This window comes from Aestuariirhabdus litorea (assembly GCF_003864255.1).
Taxonomy (GTDB): domain Bacteria; phylum Pseudomonadota; class Gammaproteobacteria; order Pseudomonadales; family Aestuariirhabdaceae; genus Aestuariirhabdus; species Aestuariirhabdus litorea.
Genome location: NZ_QWEZ01000001.1, coordinates 1,844,191 through 1,863,348 on the forward strand (window position 1 = coordinate 1,844,191; position 19,158 = coordinate 1,863,348).

The following is a 19,158-nucleotide window of genomic DNA, read 5'->3' on the forward strand; positions in this document are numbered from 1 at the left end:
TCCGATAACGGCGGTTAGTTGTCGCCACTATCGAGTCGCCTGAGTTGCCTGGCCATGTCGTCGAGCTGGCGGAAACGAACCGCCTGCTTGCGCCATTCCCGGGCCGGCATCACCGAACCGGCACCGGACGCGTAAACCCCCGGCTCTGAAATCGATCGGCTCACCATACCCTGCCCCAGAATCTGCACATTGTCGGCAATAGTGAGGTGACCGGCAAATCCCGCCTGACCCGCTATGATACAACCCTTACCAATTTTTGTACTACCCGATATTCCAACGCAGGAGGCGATCGCTGTCCCTTCACCGATCACCACGTTATGGGCGATCTGGATCAGGTTATCCAGCTTGGCGCCGGCACAAATGACGGTATTGTCGAGGGCGCCACGGTCAATGGTGGTGTTAGAGCCAATCTCCACGTCGTCGCCGATCACCACCCCACCAATCTGGGCAATCTTGTGCCAGCCACCGGGGCCCGGTGCCAGGCCAAAGCCATCCCCGCCGATCACTGCCCCACCCTGAATGATACAGCGCTTGCCGATGCTCACGCCGTGATAGACCACTACATTGGGGAACAGGTGACTGTTTTCCCCCACCGTGGAGTCAGCGCCGACCACTACACCGGCGTCCAGCCGCACGCCGGCCTCGATACGGGCATTGGCCTCCACCACTACCCGGGCACCGATGGCCGCGCTGGAATCAACCTCAGCCGAGGGGTGCACCACGGCACTGGGGTGCACCCCAGCTTCGGCCTTCGGGCAGGGGTCGAACAGGTGGGAGAGCATGGCGTAGCCGAGGTAGGGGTTAGCCATGATCAGGGCATTACCGGAAAACTGCTCCGCCCCCTTAGGGTTAAGGAGCACGGCTCCCGCCTCGGTGGTCGCCAGGTAACGGGCATAAGCGGGATTGGCCAGAAAGCTGAGTTGGTCCGACTGCGCGGACTGCAGGGTGGCAATGCCACTGATACGATATTGAGTGTCGCCCTTGACCTCGGCACCAATGTGGGATGCCAACTCCTCCAGACTGTAACTGTTGTGCGCGTTCATCTTACCCTCGTCTACCCCACCCTCTTTTCCCGGTTCTGCGCCCTACGGCAGCAGAAAAGGGGACCGAAGCCCCCCGCTATATCACTCTCACTGGCCTGGCGCCGGAGAGTGAGGTTAACTGCCTTTATTCAGCTTCTGAATCACCTGGGTGGTGATGTCGATGGCCGGGCTCACAAAGACTACGCCATTGCGCTCCAATACCAGGTCGTAGCCTCCCTCTTTCACCACCGCTTGAATCGCCTGATCCAACTTGGGGCGCAGTGCCTCGATCTCTGAACGGTCGGATTGCGCCTTTTCGCTTTGCAGCTGCTTGGACTTGTACTCAAAGTCCTGGGCCTTACGCTGCAGTTCCATCTCCAGCTCCTTCTTCTCGCTCTCGCTCATGGCCGCCGCATCACGTTCATACTTGGCCTGCAGGCGCTTGCCCTCCTCTTCAAGCTTTTTCAGCTCGTTGACCTGGGCACCAAAGCGATCTTCGGCACGCTTGGCGTAGGCCTTGGCTGCATCGGACTCAATCAGGGCCATCTGATAGTTCACGACCGCAATCTTGGTGTCGGCCTGCGCGGCAAGACCGGTTGCCAGGCCCAGCGCCAGTACTACCAGCTGTACACATCTGTTCATAGAGACTCCTGCTGTATTGTATTCACTTGTTAAGAGATTTGGTGCCGATCCTCAGACCCGCTTAAAAACTTTGACCCAGCGCGAACTGGAACACTTCGGTGTCGTCACCCGACTCATCCTTGATCGGCGTAGCCAGGGTAAAGCTCAAGGGACCCATCGCTGTGATCCAGGTCAGCCCCAGGCCGGCTGCCATACGCAGCTCGGAAAACTTCACGTTGGAGCAGTTTGAAATCACTGAGCTGCGTTCGCAGTCGTCCGAGAAGGCGTTACCGGCATCCACAAAGAAGACGGTCCGCAGCGAACGCTGGTCTTTGATAAATGGCAGCGGGAACAATACCTGTGCCGTGGTTTCCACCAGAATATTACCACCGATTGAGTCCTGGCTACCATCGGTGGAGAGCGCTTTGGGACCAAGGCTATTATCGGAGAAACCACGTACCGAACCAAAGCCGCCCGCATAATAGTTCTCGAAGAAGGGCATCACATTGGTGTCCCCGTAGGCGTCGGCATAGCCCAGGTTCGCCTTAAGGTTGAGGGTCAGCTTCCGGGTCAGGGGGAAGAAGATCTGACCGCTGTAGTTGAGCTTGTAGTAGCTGGTGTCACTGCCCGGCACCGCCACCTGGGCCGACAAGGAGTTGAAGTTACCGCGGGTTGGCAGCAGGCCATGGTTCAGGGTCGAGCGGGTCCAGGAGATCCCGGCCTTCCAGTTCAGGTAGTTGGAACCTTCGGAATCGACAAACTCATCCACCACGAAAGCGGGACTGCTGCCGGTTTTAATGTGCAGCTTTTCAGGGCCGAAACTGAACCCCAGTCGAGTAATCTCGTTGATGGGGTAACCAAATCGTACCGAGCCCCCTATCGAGTCGGTGGAGTAGTTGGAGATATCCGTACTGTCATAGTCGGTGGTTCGGTAAAAGACATTGAAGCCGCGACTGACCCCATCGACGGTATAGTAGGGGTTGAGGTAGCCGAAGCTGTAGACTTTCTGGAACTCGCTGGTGTTGAGGCCCAAATTGACCTGATTACCGGAACCCAGGAAGTTGTTCTGCTGCACGTTGGCTCCCAGAATGAGGCCACTGCCGGTGGAAAAGCCGACACTGGCAGAGACGCTACCGGAGGCCTGTTCCTCAACACTGTAGTCGACATCAATCTGGTCACTGCTACCGGGGACAGTAGGCGTCTCCACGTTGACCTCTTTGAAGAAGCCGAGACGGTCGAGCCGCATCTTGGACTGTTCGATGTTGAACGTGGAAGCCCAGGCGCCCTCCATCTGGCGCATCTCACGGCGCAATACTTCATCCTGGGTCTTGGTGTTGCCGATAAAGGAGATACGGCGTACGTAAGCGCGCTTACCCGGATCGACAAAGAAGGTGACCTCTACGGTATTTTCCTCCTCGTTTGGCTGGGGAATGCCCTGCACGTTGGCAAAGGTATAACCCTCATTACCCAGGCGGCGAGTAATCAACTCTTCGGTGGAGGTCATCACCTGATGGGAAAAAGTCTGTCCCGCCTTGACCTGAAGCAGGCTTCGCATCTGCTCTTCGGGAATGATCAGGTCGCCCGCCAGCTTTACATCGGAGATCCGGTACAGCTCTCCCTCATTGACGTTAACGGTGATAAAAACGCGTTCCTTATCGGGCGCAATCGACACCTGTGTCGAGCTGATATTGAAGTTGAGGTAGCCGCGGTCCAGGTAATAGGAGCGCAAGCGTTCAAGGTCACCGGAGAGTTTCTCACGGGAATACTTATCGTCGCTGCTGTAAAACGAGAGCCAGTTGGTTTCCTTCAGCTCGAACAGGTCCAGCAGTTCCTCTTTATCGAAGACGCTGTTGCCCACAATATTGACGTGGCTGATGGCTGCAACCGAGCCCTCCCCGACATTGATGGAGATGGCCACCCGGTTACGGGGCTGAGGCCTGACATCGGTGGTGATCTTGGCATCGTAACGGCCCTGGGCAACGTACTGGCGCTGCAGTTCCATCTTGATCCCCTCCAGGGTAGCGCGCTGGAAGATCTCGCCTTCGGCTAACCCGGACTGCTTGAGTCCATCAAGCAGGGCCTGGGTCTCTATCGCCTTGTTACCGCTGATGGAGATACCGCTGATGGAGGGGCGCTCGACCACCGTCACCACCAGCACATCACCGTCGCGGTCCATGCGGATATCCTTGAAATATCCGGTCCGAAACAGCTGCCGTGTCGCCGCCGCTACGGTCACCCCATCGACTTCGTCGCCGACACTGATCGGTAGCGCATTAAAGGCATTACCGGCCGAAATTCGTTGCAATCCGTTAATACGGATATCGGAAACCAAAAAGGCTTGAGCCAGCCCGGCAAATGGCAGCAGCAGGGTGGCCAACAACAGCGTCAGCAAACTTCGTTTCATGAAATCCGTTACTATCCTGGAATCGTTATCTTGTTATTGAACCGGTTACACCGGCCCCCCAAGGAGCACTAGAGGCGCGAAAAATCGTTATAAAGCGCCAACATCATCAACATGCCGATCAGCCCCACACCGATCTGGTATCCAAAGGCCTGCACCCGATCAGACACCGGGCTCCCCTTGATCCACTCCGCGATGTAGAACAAAAGGTGGCCACCATCCAGAATCGGCACTGGAAGCAGGTTCAATACCCCGAGGCTAATACTGAGAATGGCAAGGAAGTTGAGAAAGCTCTCCGCCCCCGACTTCGCTGATTCGCCAGCCACTTTAGCAATGGTTATTGGACCACTCAAGTTTTTTACCGACACCAGCCCTACGATCATTTTACGGATCGAATCGAGAGTGAGCACGGTAACCGACCAGGTTTTTTCTACCGCCGGCACGATCGCACCCACTACCCCATAGCTGATGTTACGCTTGAGGGACTCGGGCCACTCCACCGGCTTTACCCCGGCACCGATGTAGCCGATCACCGAGCCGTCCTCTTGGACCTTACGGGCCGGGATCAGTTCCAGCGTCAATCGCGAGCCAGCCCGTTCCAGCTCAACCCGCATCGACTGTTCAGGCTTGAGGCGCACCCGCTCAACCCAGGCGAACCAGTCCGCCACGGCTTCACCGTCCGCCGCCAGTACACGGTCGCCCACTTCGATACCCGCCTGCCGGGCTCGCCCCTCCTCCAGCAATACGCCGATCACCGGTTCAACCGGTGGCCGGTAGGGCACAATACCCAGGGCCCCTAATGGGTCGGGCTGATCAACCCCCGCCAGCCAGTTCTCCACCTGCAGGTGGCGGCGGGCTTCAGTGTAGCCAGCGCCCTCGAGGGTATTGGGCTTAACCCCAAGTTCGATCTCACCGCTATCGCCGATATAGCCCAGCAGCTTCAGCAGCACTTCATCCCAACTGCGCACCGCCTGACCGTCGACACGAACCAGCTCGTCGCCGGCGTGAATACCGGCCACCGCGGCGGGCGAGCCCGCTTCAACCTCCCCCACGACCGGCACGACCGTGCGCACACCGATCACGAACATCAACCAGAAGGCGATCACCGCCAGCAGGAAGTTGGCCAGCGGCCCCGCCGCGACGATGGCAATACGCTGCTTTACACTTTTGCTGTTAAAAGAGAGATGTCGCTCGCTCTCGGGAACATTGCCCTCACGTTCATCGAGCATTTTCACATAGCCGCCGAGGGGAATGGCCGCCACGACAAACTCGGTACCCTGGCGATCATAACGGCGCCACAGCGGCTTGCCGAAACCGACCGAGAAACGCAGCACCTTGACCCCGCAGCGACGGGCCACCCAGAAATGGCCAAACTCATGGAAGGTGACCAGAATCCCCAGGGTGACCACGGTAGCGAGTAAGGTTTGCAGTAGTTCCATCAGCAGATCCCCCAGCCAAAACGGTCCGAGCGCAACAGCTGCCCTGCCCGATCACGAGCCAGGCGGTCAGCCTCCAGCACCTGCTCCAGGCTGTCGGCAGGCTGGACCACCAGCTGCTCCAGCACCTCCCGGTTCAGCTCCGCAATCTGGCAGAAACCAAGCTGGCGGTTAAGGAAGGCATCCACCGCCACCTCGTTGGCGGCATTCAGGGTTACCATCGAGGTGCCGCCGGTGGCGACGGCGTCAAATGCCAGCTGTAAACAGGGGAAACGCACCCGATCCGGCGCTTCGAAATCGAGCCGTCCCACCTTAACCAGATCCAGGGGTTCTACCCCGGAGTCGATCCGTTCGGGCCAGGCCATGCCGTAGGCGATCGGCGTACGCATGTCGGGATTACCCATCTGCGCCAGTACCGAACCATCGAGATAGTCCACCAGGGAGTGGATCACACTCTGGGGATGGATCACCACCTCAACCTGGCTCACGGGGAGATCAAACAGCCAGCAGGCTTCGATCGCCTCCAACCCCTTGTTCATCATGGTGGCTGAATCGACCGATATTTTGCGCCCCATGGGCCAGTTAGGGTGCGCACAGGCCTGCTCTGGGGTGACCCGACGCAGGCTCTCCAGGTCGGTGGTTCTGAAAGGACCACCGGACGCGGTCAAGAGGATGCGTCGAACACCGGCCCGCCCTTCGGGCTCTGCATAGTTGTGGGGCAAGCACTGGTAGATCGCGTTGTGTTCGCTATCGATCGGCAACAGGCAGGCGTTGTGTCGGCTGACCGATTCCATAAAAAGCGCGCCGGCCATCACCAGCGACTCCTTGTTGGCCAGCAGGACCCGCTTTCCCGCTTCCACCGCTGCCAGGGTGGGCAGCAAGCCCGCCGCCCCCACGATAGCTGCCATCACCAGCTCCACCTCTGCATCCGCGGCCACCTGGCGCAGCCCCTCCGTGCCGGTCAGGACCTCGGTCGCACAGCCGCTCTCGCGCAGCCGCTGGCGCAGGCAGCCGGCAGCGACGGGATCAGCCATAACGGCAAAGCGGGGACTAAACTCCAGGCACTGTTGATGCAGCCGGTCAACCTGGGCATTGGCCGTCAATGCAAACACCCGATAGCGGTCGCTGTTGCGCCGCACAACATCCAGGGTACTTTGACCAATGGAACCGGTCGCACCCAACACTGTAATCATCTGCACCGGCAAGGGTTCACTCTTCATAGGGTCATAAACGGGCGTAACGGTAACGGGGCAAGCTACCCGGCCATTACCATCAGCGCGAGGGCAAACAGGGGAATGGCGGCCGTCAGGCTATCGATGCGGTCGAGTATACCACCATGCCCTGGCAGAAGCTGGCTGCTGTCCTTAATTCCACGCTCGCGTTTGAACATACTCTCGGCCAGATCTCCCAGCACAGAGACCAACGCCACAAACACCGTCACCCCCAACAGGGGCCCGAGTTCCTTGAAGGGCAGGTAGGGCTGCGCCACCAGCGCCACCAGAACCACCGTGACGATGCCGCCCAGCACCCCCTCCCAGGTCTTCTTGGGGCTGACTTTCGGTGCCAGCTTATGACGACCCAGATACTTACCGGCGAAATAGGCGCCCACATCGGCCCCCCACACCAGGAACAGCAGGAACATGATCAGTATCCAGCTATCGGGGTGCGACTTCAGCAAGACCAGCCCCACCCAGGCCGGCACCAACACCAGGTAACCGATCAGCAGGCGCACCAGGGAGGAGCGCCAAAGCCCGGCCGAGGCCGGATAACTGACCACCAATCCGAGCGCCAACAACCACCACCCGAGGGCCGACCAGAGGATCGACTGGGCCGAAATCTGGGTCGCGCCGAACAGCGCCAGCGCCACGCTCAGGCTGTAGCCGATACGAGCAGGCTGAGCAGAAAAGCCCGCCAGGTTGGCCCACTCCCAGGCACCAATCAGGATCACCCCGGCGATAAACAGGGAAAAGGGGTGCAAAGGCAGGAAAAACACGCCACAGAGCGCAATGGGGGCCAGAATCAGGGCCGTAATTACTCGTTGCTTTAACACGTACTAGCCCTCAACCTGTTCGCTGGTTTTACCGAATCGCCGCTGGCGCCCGCTGAAGTCGACCAGGGCTTCGCGCAGCTGGGCAGCGTCAAAGTCCGGCCACAGCGTGGAGGTAAAATAGAGTTCCGCGTAGGCAAACTGCCATAGCATGAAGTTACTGATTCGGTGGTCCCCACCGGTGCGAATGCAGAGGTCGGGAAGTGGGAGGCCTGCCGTATAGAGGTGATCCTGGATCAGCTCCGGGGTAATCTGGCCGGGTTCCAGCTCACCCGCCTTAACCTTCACCGCCAGCTGCTGGGCGGCCTGAGCGATATCCCACTGCCCGCCATAATTGGCGGCGATCGCCAGGGTCACCCGTGAGTTTTCGGCGGTCAGTGCCTCGGCCTCACGAATATGCTGCTGGATCTCCTCACTGAAGGCGCTGAGGTCACCCAACACCTTCAGCCGGATACGGTTTTTGTGCAGGCGCCGGGTCTCCTTCTTCAGCATCTGCAGGAACAACCCCATCAACCCCCGCACCTCCTCCTCGGGGCGCTGCCAGTTCTCACTGCTGAAGGCAAACAGGGTGAGCACCTCAATGCCATGCTCATCACAGGCTTCGACCACTCGACGAACCGCTTCGACCCCGGCACGATGCCCGGCAATACCCGGCAACAGACGCTTTTTCGCCCATCGGTTATTGCCATCCATGATGATGGCGACATGGCGCGGAGGGTTAAGAATCTCGGTAGAGTTCATGGAGTCAGGTTGTGACATCGCGCAACTATTTAGCCTATGGAGTGGCCCTGGCCACACCACCGGCCAAACCCGATAAACATCGGAGCGCCGGCAGAAAGAGACAGGGCAGGAGATAAAACGCCCGCATCGGCGGGCGCATCCACGGGAAAAACTGCCTAGATCTCCAGCAGGTCTTCCTCTTTGCCCTGCAGCAGCTTATCAATTTCGGCGACGTACTTATCGGTCAGCTTCTGGATATCGTCCTGCGCACGGTGATCATCGTCTTCACTGATCTCCTTCTCCTTGAGCAGATCCTTCACATCCCCAAGAGCGTCCCGGCGGATATTCCGTACCGCCACTCGCGCGTGCTCGGCTTCCTGACGGGCATGACGAATGAACCCCTTACGGGTCTCCTCGGTCAGCGGCGGCAGGGGCAGGCGAATCACTGCACCGGCGGTGGAGGGATTCAGCCCCAAGTCAGACTTCATGATCGCCTTTTCGATGTCGGTGACCAGATTTTTCTCCCAGGGGGTGATCGAGAGGGTCCGGCCATCCTCAACGGAGATATTGGCCACCTGGCTCAATGGAGTATCGCTGCCGTAGTAGGAGACGGTAAGACCGTCGAGCAGGCTGGGGTGTGCGCGGCCGGTACGAATCTTGGCAAAAGCAACCACCAGCGATTCCACACTCTTTTTCATTCGACTTTCAGCGTCGGCCTTGATCTCGTTAATCATTATTCACTCCCACGAACCAGAGTTCCTTCATTGCCTCCCAAAACAAGGTTCAGCAATGCGCCTGGTTTATTCATATTAAAGACTCGCAGCGGCATCTGGTGATCACGAACCAGGCAGATTGCGGTCAGATCCATTACGCCCAACTTACGATCAAGCACTTCATCGTAGCTGAGACTATCATATTTGACGGCGCTCGGGTTCTTCACGGGATCAGAATCGTAGACACCGTCAACCTTCGTTGCCTTGATGACCAGGTCTGCATCCACCTCGATACCACGCAGGCAGGCCGCGGAGTCGGTAGTGAAGAAGGGATTGCCGGTACCGGCGGAGAAGATAACCACATCCCCACTGGTCAAAAATCGTAGTGCTGCCCTGCGGTCGTAATGATCAACTACCCCACTCATGGGGATCGCCGACATCACGCGGGTAGCTATATTGGAGCGCTCCAGGGCATCACGCATCGCCAGGGCATTCATCACCGTGGCCAGCATACCCATGTGGTCGCCGGTTACCCGGTCCATGCCGGCCGCACTCAGGGCCGCACCGCGGAACAGGTTGCCCCCGCCAATCACCATGCCGACCTGCACACCGATACCGATAAGCTGGCCGATCTCCAGGGCCATCCGATCCAGCACCCGCGGGTCGATACCAAACTCCTCCCCCCCCATCAGGGCTTCACCACTGAGTTTGAGAAGAATGCGCTTGTACTTGGGTTGGCGGTCGGTAGCGGGCATAGGGCTGGTTCCTTGGAGAGGAGCGAGAGGCAAAAAATAGTGTCAGCAGTATAGACTGCCGAAGCGGGAGGGGCACCCGGGTGCCACCTCCCGTCAGTCAGAGGGGGATTAGCCTTTCAGCTGAGCAGCCACTTCAGCTGCGAAGTCCACCTCTTCCTTCTCGATACCGTCGCCCACTTCGAAGCGTACGAAATCGATCACCTCAGCACCCGCATCCTTGACCAGTTTGCCAACGGTCACTTCAGGGTTCTTCACGAACGCCTGCTCGACCAGGCTGTTCTCGGCCAGGAACTTGTTGATACGACCAATCATCATCTTCTCAACGATCTCGGCAGGCTTGCCTTCCATATCGGGCTGCGCCTTGATGATCTCCTTCTCCTTCTCAACGACTTCAGAAGGCATCTGGTCCTTGTTGACAACCCGTGGGTTGACCGCAGCAACGTGCATGGCGATATCCTTGGCCAGCTCCTGGTCGCCACCCTTGAGGGCAACCAGTACGGCGATACGGTTGTTGCCGTGAACATAACCACCCACCACTTCGCCGGCGATGGTGCCGATGCGACGGGGAGAGATGTTTTCACCGATCTTCTGAACCAGTGCCAGGCGAGCGCTTTCGATATCACCTTCAACCAGTTTGGCCATATCGGTTTCACCGGTCGCTACAGCGGCGTCGGCTACCTGACCCGCAAAGCTCAGGAAACCTTCGTCACGCGCGGCGAAGTCGGTTTCGCTGTTGACCTCAACCACTACGCCGGAGGCGCCATCCCCAGCCAGACGCACCAGTACCACACCCTCAGCAGCGGTACGACCCGCTTTTTTGGCGGCCTTGGCCTGACCGGACTTGCGCATCTCTTCGATCGCTTTTTCGATGTCTCCACCGGCTTCGGTCAGTGCGCGCTTGCACTCCATCATGCCCAGACCGGTGCGGTCACGCAGTTCCTTCACCTGCGCTGCAGAAATAGCTGCCATATCAATACCCTCAACTTATTCATGTAAACTGATTACCCACGCCACCTATCACTGCAACCGGCAACGCAGGCGGAATCTCAATCAGAAAAAGGGGGCCATGCCCCCTTTTCCAAGCATGCCCTGGGGCACGCACTGCTCGACTTAGCCTTCGGCAGAGGGCTCTTCATCGGCAGCCGCTTCGGTCGCAGCGACTTCAACGAACTCCTCTTCGCCACCTACGTTGGCAGCGGAGCGGCCTTCAGCAACGGCGTCAGCAACAGACTTGACGTACAGCTGAATAGCGCGAATCGCATCGTCGTTGCCGGGGATAACGTAGTCAACACCATCGGGGTTGCTGTTGGTATCCACGATGCCGATAACGGGAATACCCAGCTTGTTGGCTTCGCTGATGGCGATACGCTCGTGATCCACGTCGATAACAAAGATAGCGTCGGGCAGGCCGCCCATATCCTTGATACCACCTATGCCACGATCCAGCTTCTCAAGAGCACGGCTGCGCATCAGCGCTTCCTTCTTGGTCAGCTTCTCGAAGGTACCGTCCTGAGACTGGGTCTCCAGCTCACGCAGGCGACGAATGGACTGACGGATCGTCTTGTAGTTGGTCAGCATACCGCCCAACCAGCGATGATCAACGTAAGGCATACCTACGCGGGAGGCCTCCTCCTGCACAGCCTTGCTGGCGGCACGCTTGGTACCAACAAACAGGATCTTGTTTTTGCCCTGGGCCAGACGCTCAACAAACTTCAGCGCCTCGTTGAAGGCAGGCAGAGTGTGCTCGAGGTTGATGATATGAATCTTGTTACGGGCACCGAAGATGAACTTGTTCATCTTGGGGTTCCAGTAACGGGTTTGGTGACCGAAGTGAACGCCCGCTTTGAGCATTTCACGCATTGTAACTTGAGCCATTATGTTCTCCTGAACTCGGGTTAGGCCTCCATACACCCCATAATCCAACCCCGCAGGGCACCCAGAATCATGTGTCGGTGTATGTGTGTTTAAGTAAGTAGTTGCCCTCAATACAAGCCCTTTTGAAAAAGGGTTTTGCCGAAGGCGCGCGCTTTATACCACAATTCGCTCGACACGAAAACCGATTAAGCAAATAAAGCTACCTGGCGCGCCCCTGACAACCGGTTAGGGAATAAAGACGCCTGCCCCTTATACAGACAAACCGGCTTTGCTAGAATAGCCCGCTATTCGCCGCCCCACGGGGCAACCTTATTGAGTTGGAGCCGACCGCAGCAGCCCTATGACCGTCACCATCAAGACCCCCGCTGAAATCGAGAAGATGCGCACCGCAGGCCGCCTGGCGGCAGACGTGCTGGACATGATCGCCCCCTCCGTAGAGGCCGGCATCACCACCGGCGAGCTGGACCGCATCTGCCACGACTACATCGTCAATGTACAGCGGGCCGTACCGGCCCCCCTGAACTATCATGGCTTTCCGAAATCGATCTGCACCTCCATCAACCACGTTATCTGCCATGGCATCCCCAGCGATGACAAGGTGCTGAAAAATGGCGATATCGTTAACGTCGACATTACCGTCATCAAAGATGGCTACCACGGCGACACCAGCATGATGTTCTGCATCGGTGACACGCCTGAACACGCCCAACGCCTGTGCCGGGTCAGCCGCGAGTGCATGTTCCTCGGCATAGAACAGGTCAGGCCTGGTGCCCGACTCGGAGATATCGGCGCCGTCATCGCCCACCACGCCCACGCCCACAACTACTCTGTGGTCGAGGAGTACTGTGGCCACGGCATCGGCAAGCTGTTTCACGAAGAGCCGCAGGTGCTCCACTATGGTAAAGCAGGGACCGGCATGGAGCTGCGCGAAGGGATGACCTTCACCATCGAGCCCATGATCAACGCCGGCAAGAAGTTCACCAAGCTCAACGCCAAAGACGGCTGGACGGTGACCACCCGCGACAAACGCCTCTCTGCCCAGTGGGAACACACCATTCTGGTGACGGCAGACGGCTACGAGATCCTTACCCTGCGCGCGGGTGAAAGCGCACCAGACCTCGGCTGAGGCCACCACCAACCATCCCCCTCAGGGATCGAGGGGGTCCGCCGGCTATGCGGGCTTTTGATCAGGCTGGGGATACCAATGCAGACAATAATCGATGAACAGCAGCTCACCGATGAGCTGTTCAACAAGGGACAATTCCGGGCGGAACTTACCCTCTCCTCCAGCCCCATTCCCGCCTATAAACGCTGTATCCGACAGGCCCAGGAAACCTTAGACCGCTGGTACCGGGAAGGCCGCGACATCCGCATGCTGGTCAATGCCCGCGCCTGGATGATCGACCAGGTGCTGTCGCTGGCCTGGAACCATCTCGACTGGGGAAAGCCCGGTGATGTTGCCCTGCTCGCCGTGGGTGGCTACGGCCGGGGTGAGCTGCACCCGAGCTCCGATATCGACCTGCTGATCCTGCTGCGCACCGAGAACCACGGCCGCTACCGCGACAACATCGAGCGTTTCCTTACCCTGCTGTGGGACATCAACCTGGAAGTGGGCCAGAGTGTACGCTCGGTCAAGGAGTGCGCGGTGGAGGCCAGCAAGGACCTGACCGTGATCACCAACCTGCTGGAGTCGCGCACCCTGGCGGGCCCGGAGACCCTCCGCGAGGCGATGCTCAAGCGCATCGACCCCCGCCATATGTGGCCCAGCAAGATCTTTCTGCGGGAGAAGTACGAGGAGCAAAGGGCTCGCCACCGCAAGTTTAATGAGACCGAATACAACCTGGAGCCCAACGTCAAAAACTCCCCCGGAGGCCTGCGGGATACCCAGATGATCCTGTGGGTGACCCGTCGCCACTTCGGCGCAGAGAGCGCACACGACCTGGTGCGACTGGAGTTCCTGACCGAGTCGGAATATCAGATTCTGCAGGAGGGGCAGGCCTTTCTCTGGCGGGTACGCTGGGGGCTGCATATGCTCACCGGCCGAGAGGAAGATCGCCTGCTGTTCGATCACCAGAAACACCTGGCGGAGCTGTTCGGTTACAGCGACAGCAATAAAAGCCTGGCGGTTGAGCAGTTTATGCAACGCTATTACCAGGTAGTGCTCGGGCTTGCCGAGTTGAACGACATGCTGCTTCAGCACCTGGATGAAGTGATTCTGTCGGTGGACGATGACGACAACGTGATCCCCCTCAACAGCCGCTTCCAGGTACGCAAGAACTACATTGAGGTCATGGACCCCAACGTCTTCGTGCAAAGCCCCTTCGCCCTCCTCGAGCTGTTCGTACTGATGACCCAGAACCCCTTTATCCTGGGAGTCAGGGCCTCGACTATCCGCCTGATCCGCGAGCACCGCTACCTGATCGACGACGAGTTCCGCCACGACATACGCAACACCACCCTGTTTATCGAGTTGATGCGCGCCCCCTACGGGCTGACTGTGAACCTCAGGCGCATGCTGCGCTGGGGGGTACTGGGGCTGTACCTGCCGGAGTTCGGAAAAATCACCGGCCAGATGCAACACGACCTGTTCCACGCCTACACTGTGGACGCCCACACCCTGCTGCTGATCAAATTCCTGCGCTCTTTCACCTATGAGGAAAACGCTGAACGTTTCCCCGTGGCCTCCAAGGTGATCCGCAAACTGCCCAAGCCTGAGCTGATCTACATCGCCGGCCTCTACCACGACATTGCCAAGGGGCGCGGGGGCGATCACTCGGAGTTGGGCGCCGTGGACGCCGAGGCGTTCTGCGAGCGCCACCACCTCAGCAAGTGGGATAGTGCCCTGGTGGCCTGGCTGGTGAAAACACACCTGCTGATGTCCACCACAGCCCAGCGCCAGGACCTCTCCGACCCCGACGTGATCAACGACTTTGCCAAGCTGGTGGGTGATCAGGTGCGCCTCGATTACCTCTACCTGCTGACGGTCGCCGACATCAACGCCACCAACGCGAGCCTCTGGAACAGCTGGCGTGCGGCTCTGTTGCGACGCCTTTACAGCGAAACCAAGCGCGCCCTGAGGCGCGGCCTCGAAAACCCGCTTGAGGCACAACAGGCGATCGCCGAAACCCAGTCGAATGCCCGCTCGGAGCTGGAGGGGGTGCTGGACAGCGCCACCATCGATGGCATCTGGAGCACCCTCAGCGAGGAGTACTTCCTGCGCCACTCGGTAAGGGATGTTGTCTGGCACACCCTTAACATCGCCCGCCACCATTCCAACGACCCGCTGGTGCTGGTGCGAGAGACCACCGATCGCGCCTTCGAGGGGGGAACCAAGATCTTTATCTATACCTGCGACCTGGATGAACTGTTCGCCGCCAGCACCGCGGTAATCGACCAGCTCAACCTGGATATCCAGGACGCCCGCATCATCACCTCCAACGCCGGCTACAGCTTCGACACCTTTATCGTACTGGAGCTCGATGGTTCCCCCATCGGCAACAACCCCCAGCGGATCAAGGAGATCAAGCGGGTCCTGACCGAAGCCCTCAAGAACCCTGAGGACTACCCCCTCGTGATCCGCCGGCGCACGCCTCGCCAGCTTAAGCACTTCAGCTACCCAGCCGAGGTCACCATCAGCAACGACCCACTGATTCACCGCACTGTGCTGGAGGTAGTGGCACCGGACCGTCCCGGCCTGCTGGCCCTCATGGGACAGGTGTTCATGGACCTCGACATCTCGATTCACAACGCCAAGATTGCCACCCTGGGCGAGCGGGTCGAGGATGTCTTTATCATCACCGATGCCCAGCAACGGCCGATAGAAGACCCCAAGCAGTGCCAGCAGATCTGCGACACCCTGCGCGAGGCACTGGATGCCCATACCCAGGAAAACGCCTCCCGTAACCGTACCACCACCAGCACCCCCCACTAGGTTGATGGCCATGAACCCCGATCTCTCTACCCTGCACCCCTATCCGTTCGAGAAGCTGGCGAAGCTGAAAGCGGGGGTCACCCCCCCGGCGGACCGACCCCACATTGCCCTCTCCATCGGCGAACCCAAACACCAGGCTCCCCCCTTTGTCACCGACTACCTGGCCGCAAACCTGACCGGGCTCAGCCACTACCCCACCACCCTCGGCACCCCTGAACTGCGCGAAACCATCGGCCACTGGCTGCAGCAGCGATTTAAGCTGAACCGCGCACCGGACGCCGCCAGCGAGGTGATTCCGGTCAACGGCACCCGCGAAGCCCTGTTCTCCTTTACCCAGGCGCTGGTCAACCGCCATTTACCCGCACCTCGGGTACTGATGCCGGCCCCCTTTTACCAGATTTACGAAGGGGCCAGCCTGCTGGCGGGTGCCGAGTGCCAATACCTGCCCTGCCTCGAGGAAAACGGCTTCCTGCCCGACTACGAGGCGGTCAGTGAAACGCAGTGGCAGCAGTGCCAGCTGCTGTTTCTCTGCTCCCCGGGCAACCCCACCGGTGCGGTTACCCCGCTGGCCACCTTGCACAAACTGATCGAACTGGCGGATCGCTACGACTTCGTGATCGCCTCCGACGAGTGCTACTCCGAGATCTACCCCGACGAGGCTCAGCCGCCGGTGGGGCTACTGGAAGCCTGCGCTCGGCTGGGACGAGATGACTACCGCCGTTGCGTGGTGTTCCATAGCCTGTCGAAGCGTTCCAATCTGCCCGGCCTGCGCTCCGGCTTTGTGGCGGGCGATGCCAGCCTGCTCAAGCCCTACCTGCTCTATCGCACCTACCACGGCTGCGCCATGCCCCTGCAGCACCAGCAGGCCAGCATCCTGGCCTGGCGGGATGAGGAGCACGTGCTGGGCAACCGCCGCCTCTACCGGCAGAAGTTTGCCGAGTTCAAGGCGATCCTTGGCGACCTCTGCCGGGTCGAGTTGCCCGATGCCGGCTTTTACCTGTGGCTGCAAACCCCCGCCGGATACAGTGACGAAACCTTTGCCCGCGAGCTGTTCGCACGGCAAAATATCACCGTGCTGCCCGGCAGCTACCTCGCACGGGAGGTTAGTGGCGCCAACCCCGGCGCCAACCGGGTACGGATGGCACTGGTCGCCTCGCTGGAGGAGTGCCGGGAAGCGGCCCTGCGCATTCAATCCTTTCTACAGAGCAACGACTGACGATGGTTACCCTTTACGGCATCAAAAACTGCGACACCATGAAAAAGGCCCGCACCTGGCTTGACCAACAGGGGATCGAGTATCGCTTCCACGATTACAAAACCGAGGGGGTTCCGGCCGAGGAGTTTGCCGGACACCTCCAGCAGCTGGGCTGGGAGGCGCTGGTCAACCGGCGCGGCACCACCTGGCGCAAACTCCCCGAGGCGGTCCGTGAGGGTACCAGCGCAGCGACCGCACTGGCCCTGATCTGCGAGCACAGCTCCCTTATCAAACGGCCACTGCTGGTCGCCGGCGAGCACCGCCTGCTGGGCTTCAACGCGGATCAGTACGCCGCCTTTTTTGACGCCCAGCCCTAACCCGACTTCCACCCTTGGCAATCACCCTTCCGATTCAACAACAGGACTTCCCATGAGCAACCCATTTTTCAGCTTCGCCCTCGGCATAGGTACCAAAAACAGCAAGGGCGAATGGCTTGAGGTCTACTATCCCAACCCACTGTTCGACCCTTGCCAGGAGCTGGTCAGCCGACTCGGTGAAGCGGTCGGCTACCAGGGGGGCAACCAGACCATCGAGTTGAACCAGGAGCAACTCAACGACCTTCGAGACCTGGTGGCCGACACCACCGATTTCCACGAGCAGTCCGCCATCCTCGATGAGCTGGTCCAGAGTCAACAGCCTGCGGTGGCCACCTTCCTGGAGACCGACAGCGCCCCCACCACCACACCGGAGGCCTACCTCAAGCTGCACCTGATCTCCCACCGCTACGTCAAACCCCACGGCACCAACCTCACCGGCATCTTCCCGCTGCTGCCCAACGTAGCCTGGACCAACCAGGGCGCCATTGACCTCAGTGAGCTGCCCCGGCGCCAGCTGCAGGCCCGTGCCCGCGGCGAGCTGCTGGAGGTCGCCTCCGTCGACAAGTTCCCCAAGATGACCAACTACGTGGTGCCCGCCGGTGTGCGCATCGCCCACACCGCCCGCGTGCGCCTGGGTGCCTACATTGGCGAAGGCACCACCATCATGCACGAGGGCTTTGTGAACTTTAACGCCGGCACCGAAGGCACCAGCATGGTGGAGGGACGCATCTCCGCCGGTGTGGTGGTGGGCAAGGGATCGGACCTGGGGGGCGGCTGCTCCACCATGGGCACCCTGTCGGGGGGCAACGATGTGGTGATCTCCGTGGGCGAAGGCTGCCTGCTGGGTGCCAATGCGGGCCTCGGCATCCCCCTCGGGGATCGCTGCACCGTGGAAGCTGGTCTCTACGTCACCGGGGGGTCCAAGGTCAATCTGCTGGACGACCAGGGACAGGTGGTGGAGACGGTCAAGGCCGCCTCCCTGGCGGGCAAATCGGACCTGCTGTTCCGCCGCAACTCCCTCAGCGGGGCGCTGGAGTGCAAGACCAACCGCTCCGCGATCGAGCTCAACGAAGAACTGCACGCCCACAACTGATCGTGGCTGGGCGCCTGCTGCCATTATTCCGGCAGCAGGCGGCCGGGGGACCATTGGCACCCCGCCCCAAGACAGGTAATCATTGAACGTTAACGGAAGCTGAACTGCTTAAACATAGCGCCCAGCTCGGCCAGTAGTGGCTGCAGCTCGGCGGGATCGATCCAGGACTCCCCCAGATCCGGGTTCAGGCAGTGGTCATCACGGCAATCCTGCAACACAAAGCGCTCAACCCCTTCGCATTTCAGGCGCGCTGCCAGCGCCACTACCTGCTGCGGGCTCATCAACCCCCAGTGCACCGTGGTACGCACCTCGTGCTCCACCCCGCTCTCCAACAGCAGGCGCAGGCTTTGCCAACTCTTGTCGCCACTGCTGGCGATGGTGGTGATGGCGGCGCAATCGGCGGGCAGCGCCTTGATGTCGAGGCCGACCCAGTCGAGCTTCGGCAGCAACTGCGCCAGGCGCTCGGGAATACTCCCAGAACTGTGCAGCGCCACCCGAAACCCCATTTCCCGGACAGTATCAATGGCGGGCTCCAGGCTGTGCTGCAGGAGAGGTTCTCCACCACTGAACACTACCGCATCCAGAAGCTGACGGCGCTGATCAAGGAAATCGAGTATCGATTCCCAGCTCACCAGCTCCTCGGCGTCCACCGCCATCAAGTGAGGGTTATGGCAGTAGTGACAGCGCCAGCTGCAGCCCTGGCAAAAAAGCACGGCGCTGAGCTGCCCGGGAAAATCCAGGCTGCTCATCGGCACCATCCCCCCGACCCTTAGGGGAACCGGAGGAAGGTTGCTGTTGACGCCAACGTCGATCACTGCATGCGTTCTACAAACTGCTTGCGCTCGGCGTACTCGGACTGCTTGCCCGGGTTGAAGGCAGATACCGGACGGTGGTAACCCATCACACGGGTCCATACCTCGCAGCGCTGACGTTCGTGCTCTTCCAGTTTGATCTGTACATCATTGCTCATGG

At 59.8% G+C, this 19,158-nt stretch carries 18 protein-coding genes; 5 read left to right on the top strand and 13 right to left on the bottom strand.

Annotated elements, in window-relative coordinates:
* Positions 1 to 14: 14 nt before the first annotated feature.
* From lpxD to rpsB, 11 genes are all read right to left on the bottom strand, one after another.
* Positions 15 to 1,043, bottom strand: a complete 1,029-nt coding sequence (lpxD, locus tag D0544_RS08545) for a UDP-3-O-(3-hydroxymyristoyl)glucosamine N-acyltransferase (RefSeq protein ID WP_125015530.1) — start codon at positions 1,041 to 1,043, stop codon at positions 15 to 17.
* 114 nt (positions 1,044 to 1,157) lie between these two features.
* Positions 1,158 to 1,664 (bottom strand): OmpH/Skp family outer membrane protein, encoded by a 507-nt coding sequence (locus D0544_RS08550; RefSeq protein ID WP_125015531.1) that lies wholly within the window; start codon positions 1,662 to 1,664, stop codon positions 1,158 to 1,160.
* Between the two features lie 61 nt (positions 1,665 to 1,725).
* Positions 1,726 to 4,047, bottom strand: coding sequence for an outer membrane protein assembly factor BamA (bamA, locus tag D0544_RS08555; protein WP_125015532.1), 2,322 nt, complete (start codon positions 4,045 to 4,047; stop codon positions 1,726 to 1,728).
* Positions 4,048 to 4,115: 68 nt separating this feature from the next.
* On the bottom strand, positions 4,116 to 5,483 hold the full coding sequence (gene rseP, locus D0544_RS08560) for a sigma E protease regulator RseP (RefSeq protein WP_125015533.1): 1,368 nt from the start codon (positions 5,481 to 5,483) through the stop codon (positions 4,116 to 4,118).
* A complete protein-coding gene (gene ispC / locus D0544_RS08565) occupies positions 5,483 to 6,673 on the bottom strand; it encodes a 1-deoxy-D-xylulose-5-phosphate reductoisomerase (RefSeq protein ID WP_243647308.1) in 1,191 nt (396 codons plus the stop codon). The genes rseP and ispC overlap by 1 nt, the downstream gene beginning before the upstream one ends.
* 62 nt (positions 6,674 to 6,735) lie before the next feature.
* The gene (locus D0544_RS08570; protein ID WP_125015535.1) at positions 6,736 to 7,530 is read right to left on the bottom strand and encodes a phosphatidate cytidylyltransferase; all 795 of its coding nucleotides are present in this window, start codon (positions 7,528 to 7,530) and stop codon (positions 6,736 to 6,738) included.
* Positions 7,531 to 7,533: 3 nt separating this feature from the next.
* Entirely contained in the window at positions 7,534 to 8,286 is a 753-nt protein-coding gene (gene uppS / locus D0544_RS08575; RefSeq protein ID WP_243647274.1) for a polyprenyl diphosphate synthase, read from the bottom strand.
* A gap of 137 nt (positions 8,287 to 8,423) precedes the next feature.
* Positions 8,424 to 8,981 carry a ribosome recycling factor gene (frr, locus tag D0544_RS08580; protein ID WP_125015536.1) on the bottom strand — a complete coding sequence of 186 codons (558 nt, stop codon included), beginning with the start codon at positions 8,979 to 8,981 and terminating at the stop codon, positions 8,424 to 8,426.
* Positions 8,981 to 9,715, bottom strand: coding sequence for a UMP kinase (pyrH, locus tag D0544_RS08585; RefSeq protein ID WP_125015537.1), 735 nt, complete (start codon positions 9,713 to 9,715; stop codon positions 8,981 to 8,983). Before pyrH ends, frr begins: the two co-directional genes overlap by 1 nt.
* A gap of 108 nt (positions 9,716 to 9,823) precedes the next feature.
* Positions 9,824 to 10,684, bottom strand: a complete 861-nt coding sequence (gene tsf, locus D0544_RS08590; RefSeq protein WP_125015538.1) for a translation elongation factor Ts — start codon at positions 10,682 to 10,684, stop codon at positions 9,824 to 9,826.
* 141 nt (positions 10,685 to 10,825) lie between these two features.
* Positions 10,826 to 11,590 carry a 30S ribosomal protein S2 gene (gene rpsB / locus D0544_RS08595; protein WP_125015539.1) on the bottom strand — a complete coding sequence of 255 codons (765 nt, stop codon included), beginning with the start codon at positions 11,588 to 11,590 and terminating at the stop codon, positions 10,826 to 10,828.
* 340 nt (positions 11,591 to 11,930) lie between these two features.
* On the opposite strand from rpsB, the gene map reads away from it, so the two are divergent.
* The 5 genes from map (at position 11,931) to dapD (ending at position 18,186) form a co-directional block, all read left to right on the top strand.
* The gene (map, locus tag D0544_RS08600; RefSeq protein ID WP_125015540.1) at positions 11,931 to 12,716 is read left to right on the top strand and encodes a type I methionyl aminopeptidase; all 786 of its coding nucleotides are present in this window, start codon (positions 11,931 to 11,933) and stop codon (positions 12,714 to 12,716) included.
* A gap of 78 nt (positions 12,717 to 12,794) precedes the next feature.
* Positions 12,795 to 15,521, top strand: a complete 2,727-nt coding sequence (locus tag D0544_RS08605) for a [protein-PII] uridylyltransferase (protein ID WP_125015541.1) — start codon at positions 12,795 to 12,797, stop codon at positions 15,519 to 15,521.
* A gap of 10 nt (positions 15,522 to 15,531) precedes the next feature.
* On the top strand, positions 15,532 to 16,737 hold the full coding sequence (dapC, locus tag D0544_RS08610) for a succinyldiaminopimelate transaminase (RefSeq protein WP_125015542.1): 1,206 nt from the start codon (positions 15,532 to 15,534) through the stop codon (positions 16,735 to 16,737).
* 2 nt (positions 16,738 to 16,739) lie between these two features.
* Entirely contained in the window at positions 16,740 to 17,093 is a 354-nt protein-coding gene (locus D0544_RS08615) for an ArsC family reductase (RefSeq protein WP_125015543.1), read from the top strand.
* A 52-nt stretch (positions 17,094 to 17,145) separates the two neighbouring features.
* Positions 17,146 to 18,186, top strand: a complete 1,041-nt coding sequence (gene dapD, locus D0544_RS08620) for a 2,3,4,5-tetrahydropyridine-2,6-dicarboxylate N-succinyltransferase (protein ID WP_125015544.1) — start codon at positions 17,146 to 17,148, stop codon at positions 18,184 to 18,186.
* An 89-nt stretch (positions 18,187 to 18,275) separates the two neighbouring features.
* On the opposite strand, the gene D0544_RS08625 is transcribed toward dapD, so the two are convergent.
* Together D0544_RS08625 and nrdD are read right to left on the bottom strand one after the other, a co-directional pair.
* A complete protein-coding gene (locus D0544_RS08625; protein WP_279387270.1) occupies positions 18,276 to 18,944 on the bottom strand; it encodes an anaerobic ribonucleoside-triphosphate reductase activating protein in 669 nt (222 codons plus the stop codon).
* A 53-nt stretch (positions 18,945 to 18,997) separates the two neighbouring features.
* A complete protein-coding gene (gene nrdD, locus D0544_RS17500; protein WP_125015546.1) occupies positions 18,998 to 19,156 on the bottom strand; it encodes an anaerobic ribonucleoside-triphosphate reductase in 159 nt (52 codons plus the stop codon).
* Positions 19,157 to 19,158 lie beyond the last annotated feature (2 nt).